Source organism: Pseudoalteromonas sp. SG45-5 (genome assembly GCF_014164085.1).
GTDB lineage: Bacteria > Pseudomonadota > Gammaproteobacteria > Enterobacterales > Alteromonadaceae > Pseudoalteromonas > Pseudoalteromonas aliena.
This window is the reverse complement of sequence record NZ_JACJEM010000131.1, coordinates 1-881: the sequence shown is the minus strand read 5'-3', so window position 1 is coordinate 881 and position 881 is coordinate 1. Positions and strand designations below refer to the sequence as shown.

General features: G+C 38.5%; 1 protein-coding gene. It reads left to right on the top strand.

Going from position 1 to position 881, the window contains the following annotated elements; genetic code table 11:
• Nucleotides 1–29: 29 nt before the first annotated feature.
• Nucleotides 30–881: transposase (locus tag H5119_RS19955; protein ID WP_259400092.1), on the top strand; the 852-nt coding region annotated here is incomplete at its 3' end.

Below are 881 nucleotides of genomic sequence, written 5' to 3'. Positions count from 1 at the left end.
TTAGTATGAAACTATATGGTGGAATTGACTTGCATTCAAATAATAGTGTTATTGCTATCATTAATGAACAGGGTGAAACGCTTAGCTGTAAACGTTTAAATAATGACATTTCTGTCATTTTATCTTTTTTAGCCCCTTATAAAGACAAGTTAACAGGGCTTGTTGTCGAATCAACATTTAATTGGTATTGGTTAGTTGATGCATTAATGGATGCAGAATTTAAACTACACTTAGCGAACCCTGCTGCAATCCAGCAATATTCAGGCTTAAAACATGTTGATGACAATAGTGATGCACGTTGGCTAGCTGAAATGCTACGTCTAAATATTCTGCCTGAAGGCTATATTTACCCCCGTGAACTCAGGGCTGTTCGCGACTTAATGCGTAAACGAATGGACATTGTTCAACAGTCCACTAAAAACTTATTATCGGTGCAAAGTTGTTACATGCGACACCTTGGATACAAGCTCAGTAGTAACAAAATAAAGCAAATGGCCGCTATAAGGAAAGGCGTTAATACTGAGCAGGTACACGCAGACTTTAGCTCAATGAATACAGCACTCTCAGTCATTTCTAACCTCTCATTAATACGCTGTGCTCAACAGCAAATCAATGCAATAGAGGGAGCTATTTTAAAACAAACATCACTCTCCCCTGAGTTTATAAACCTATCCAGTATTGATGGAATTGGAAATACTTTAGCACTGACTATTATGTTAGAAACCGGCACGATTAAACGTTTTGATAGCCCAGGAAACTTCTCATCGTATTGCCGCTGTGTTAAAGGGGCAAGGTACAGCAATGGAAAGAAAAAAGGCGCTACGAATCAGAAGAATGGTAATCGTTATTTAGCGTGGGCCTTTACTGAGGCTGCTAATTTT